The organism is Bacillus sp. AY2-1 (assembly GCF_008368965.1).
In the GTDB taxonomy this organism is placed as follows: domain Bacteria; phylum Bacillota; class Bacilli; order Bacillales; family Bacillaceae_G; genus Bacillus_A; species Bacillus_A thuringiensis_S.
On the sequence record NZ_QPEL01000113.1, the window covers coordinates 1 to 3,883 of the forward strand.

Sequence of the window (3,883 nt, forward strand, 5' to 3'; positions counted from 1 at the left end):
TCTATATTCATTGTAATAAAAGTATACTTACCTCTAAATAACAACATAAAAACCCACTCTTTACTATTTTAAGAGTGGGTTTCATACTATTAAAATAACAATTACTATAAGAAACCTTATAATTTATATTTTTTTAGTAATCCTATTAAGTTTTTTATAAAATTCACCTTTTGTCTTTGCATGATTAAACTCATTTGGATTAATATTTGCTTTTTGTGCGAGTGCTACAATCTCTTCTTTTGAAATTGAGTCTTTCGTATTTATAGATGCTATATTTGTGTATTTTCCGTCTTCTGTTTTTGGAATTTCTAAAATCCCTTTATTCACAAGATCAACTACAGCCTTATGCTCTGAAGAATGTAAATCTACACCAGTAATTTTCCAATTACGCATAACTTTTGGCGTGTATACACCGTTCTTTACCTCTTTTAAATATGTAATAGCAAGGTTACGAATGGTTCCACCTGTTTCTCCAAATGCATTCTCTTGTTTAGATGACCAAATTTGTTCAAACTTACGCCCCTCTAAAGCTCCTCCTTTTGCCTGAAGAGCCTCCATTCTGTATGCATTCATTCCCAGCGTCATAACATCGCTCATTTTGATTGGTTTGTTTGTACGAATAGAGCGTAAATTTGTAATTCTACTTCCGTATGGTTTTGTTAAGTCAATTTCGTATTTTACGCCTCCAAAGAAATCGTTCGTACTGTATTTAGATGCACGGCGGGTTTTATCAAAGCTAACGGTTACATCTCCGGCACGAGATGAGTTAAAATATCCTGCTGCCCATTCCATATAGTCTTTTAAATCTTTTCCAGAAATCTTATATACTGTAATCTCTCCCAAGGCATATTGGTAATTATACGCAATATCTTTTTTCTTAATAGGACCTGTATCCAAACGGGCATAATCATTATCAATTTGATGGGCTACTACATCTGCTTTACTGTAGTAGAGCATGACTTCATGAAAGAAATCTGATAAAGGTGTTTCTTGAATCTGAACACTTGGGATACCCTTTATTTCATTTTCAGGAACAAGATTTCTACCCTTTAATTGAGCGACTACAACATTTGCATCTCCTCTCGCATATTCGTGAAAAGGTGTTAGTGTTTCTTCAAGTGTAGAGTCAGATAATATCGTTGTTCCATCAGCATTTTTTACAGGTATAGCGGTAGCAGTTTTATCTTTTAAAACCAACTTCTCATCTTGCTTTGTAAAAGTAAGGTCAATACGTGAAATATGTGTTCCATATTTATCTGGTTCTGTAATAATTACGCCATTTACAACTTCTTTTTTTACAAGTTTATGCATATGAGCCGCAAAAATAGCACTTAGTTCCGGACAAGCATTTGCAATATCTTGTACACCAGTACCAGGGATACCGTTCTCATTTTCTAGTCCCATATGCATAACTCCTACCATTACATCTACTTTACCTTCTAATTCCTTAATTGCCTTTTTCGTCTCTTCTACCGGATTTTTCACCACTAAACCATTTAAGTGATCTGTCCCTTTTTCAAAATCACTAATCATTGGTGTATTCATACCAATAATCCCAACTTTAATTCCACCTTTTTCTACAATTGTATATGCAGGAAGAAAGCGCTCTCCATTTTCCTTATAAATATTTCCTGCTAGCGTTTTTCCCTTATATTGCTCACTAACTTTTTTCAATGTATCTAATCCAAAGTTGAATTCATGATTTCCAAATGCCCAGGCGTCATATCCCATTGTATTCATCGCTACCATCATTGGCGATTGTGGCTTATCGTTGAATAATTCTACTGAGTTTCCTTGAATTGTATCCCCGGCATCTACTAATATGGTATTTTGATTTTCTTGACGGACCTTCTTTATAACCGTATAAAGCTGCGTCAAACTTCCACTCATATTTGCTCCATCAAGCGCATAATCCCAAGGCATAAATCTGCCATGAATATCTGCAGTACCTAACAATGTAATATTAACTTCAGATTCCTCAGCCTTAGAGATAGGTGGTTTGACTATTACTGCTGTTCCGAGCAGTAATAGAATTACAAAGTAACATACATAGTTCTTCCATTTCATTTTTTTCATAATAATAATATTTCTCCCCTTTTTGTACTTTCGTAAAGTTGTTTGAACTTTAAAAATGTAACTTATTATTCGGGAAACTTCAACTACAAAAGATAATTTTGAAGGTGGTTCTGTTGCAAAAATAAAGAGAATAAATTGCATACATCCCCTAACAGAATTGTATTTTATCGTTTCCTGACAGAATACCCCTTCCTTAAGGGTGTGAAGTGTACTTTCAAAATAAGGACATATCATTCATTATCATTTCAATTTATTAAAACGTGCATATACAATATGTTATGATGATTAATTTTTTGAATTTCGTTGCTGATTTATTTCCTTCTAAATAAAAACACTTTCAAAAAAAATAACCCCGCTCTTCATTTAAGACGGGGTTACACTTATACAGAAAATCGGATAGTTTTATATTTTCTTAAGCTTATTGGTTACTTTCAACTAATTTCATTCTATTTTTGTTTTCTTCTGAATCAATATGAATCAATCGTTTCCCCTGTTTATAATACGCATCAATAAACAGGGAATGATTTTTACTTTTCAATTTCACAAAGCAATTTTATCTCTTTGATTTGTTCTATATGACGCTGTTCATGCAAATAGATTAATTCTATCCACTGATCAAGAAATAATTCTCCAAGAGCTGGATGCATCACTGATTTTTTTACTAATTTAGATTCATCTTCTATTGTACTCAGAAAACGCATCAATTCTTTTCTAGAGTCGTTTAACAAATCAACCATTTGCAGCACTTCAAATGGTTCTATACTTGGTTCAATCATTTCTGGTGCTATAAACTTTTTCGTTCTATCTAATAAAATAGTGTGAATTTCTTTACGCTCATTTTGGGTACTATCTAACTTTTTTAATCCTGACGAAATAACTGTTATAATTCTCTCATCTAATAAAACTAAATGATGACAAACTTGTGCAATACTCCATTTATCCTTATCTGGTTTCCTATTAAATTGAGCATCACTCAACAAATTAATTTCCTCAACTAATTGATTTCTCGTTTCATAAAACTTGTTATTTACAAATGTATCCATGTGGATTCTCCTTTCATTGCAACCTACATACTTAAATTCCTACGCTAGAAATATTATCTTCGAAAAAAGATTTTCTTTCACTACTATTCCAATTTCATTTTAAAGCCACAAATAAATCAACCTTTAACTTTCCTTCTAAATCTTCAGGAACATTATTTAAGCAAAACTCTAAATTATCTCTATCATAATCTGCATCATACTCACTATTTGGTAGCCACTCTGCATACATGTATTGATACGCTTCACTTAATTTATGAGGTTCACCATAGAACTGGTATAGACCATATGTACCTCCATCTAATCTTTTAAATTGCACATCCTGATACTTTTCTTTATCGAAGTTTTCAGGAATCGTAACACATGCATCATGCCGGCACTTATGACTTGCAACAAGTTCAGGATTATCTAATGATATTCCGATAAATGATTGCTCTGGTGGATAAAGGTTATTTTCAATTGACCAGTTCAGTAACTTTCCCCAGTGATTTTGCGGTTCAAAGTAGCTACCAGTTCGTCTTATATACGCTACTTCTAATGGTGGTAATTTTTTTATAACAACTTTCATTTACATCTTCTCCCCTATAAATACGTACACTGTTTATTTAGCTTTATTTAATATTTATTCCTTCTTAAATAAAAAGAATTTTCTAATCACATAAAGGGAACCTTTAATCAGCGGGGGATAAATTTTAATTGTAATATAATTGATTACTACTACTAAAGTAGTATGTACTTTCATACTTTTATTTGATTTTAAATTCTTT

The 3,883-nt window shown here is 32.3% G+C and carries 3 protein-coding genes; all 3 read right to left on the reverse strand.

What is annotated here, in order from left to right; all coding sequences use genetic code 11:
- Window positions 1-123 precede the first annotated feature (123 nt).
- The gene (locus DN403_RS23335; protein ID WP_098437262.1) at window positions 124-2,076 is read right to left on the reverse strand and encodes a bifunctional metallophosphatase/5'-nucleotidase; all 1,953 of its coding nucleotides are present in this window, start codon (window positions 2,074-2,076) and stop codon (window positions 124-126) included.
- 527 nt (window positions 2,077-2,603) lie between these two features.
- Entirely contained in the window at window positions 2,604-3,119 is a 516-nt protein-coding gene (locus DN403_RS23340; protein ID WP_000379381.1) for a DinB family protein, read from the reverse strand.
- A 94-nt stretch (window positions 3,120-3,213) separates the two neighbouring features.
- The gene (locus tag DN403_RS23345; protein WP_000869619.1) at window positions 3,214-3,684 is read right to left on the reverse strand and encodes an AraC family transcriptional regulator; all 471 of its coding nucleotides are present in this window, start codon (window positions 3,682-3,684) and stop codon (window positions 3,214-3,216) included.
- Between the last annotated feature and the right edge of the window lie 199 nt (window positions 3,685-3,883).

Coding starts and splice junctions, on each gene's coding strand:
- DN403_RS23335 (WP_098437262.1), bottom strand. CDS start 2,076: ATGAAAAAAATGAAATGGAAGAACTATGTATGTTACTTTGTAATTCTA.
- DN403_RS23340 (WP_000379381.1), bottom strand. CDS start 3,119: ATGGATACATTTGTAAATAACAAGTTTTATGAAACGAGAAATCAATTA.
- DN403_RS23345 (WP_000869619.1), bottom strand. CDS start 3,684: ATGAAAGTTGTTATAAAAAAATTACCACCATTAGAAGTAGCGTATATA.